The sequence below is a fragment of the Halorubrum sp. SS7 genome (assembly GCF_005435055.1).
GTDB lineage: Archaea > Halobacteriota > Halobacteria > Halobacteriales > Haloferacaceae > Halorubrum > Halorubrum salinarum.
Genome location: NZ_SGXV01000726.1, coordinates 1 through 220, shown reverse-complemented (window position 1 = coordinate 220; position 220 = coordinate 1). Strand labels below are relative to the sequence as shown.

Genomic DNA, 220 nt, shown 5'->3' with positions numbered 1-220 from the left:
CCCGACTGAGCGCGCTCCCCGGGGTCTCCTCGTGAGCCGCAACTACGGCGAGACGTGGGTGTACGAGAGCCTCGTCGGCGGGATCCCCGGCCTGGGGATCTCCCGGACGCTGGCGGTCGCGATCCAGTTTGCCCTCTTCGAACTGGGGGTGGTGACGCTCGGCTGGTACTACGGGACCCGGAACGCCGTCGCCGCCGGGACGGTCGCCGTCGTCGTCGCC

The 220-nt window shown here is 71.8% G+C and carries 1 pseudogene; it reads left to right on the top strand.

The features are described from left to right. Positions 1-31 precede the first annotated feature (31 nt). A pseudogene (locus EXE44_RS19720) lies at positions 32-220 on the top strand (hypothetical protein); the annotation flags it as partial.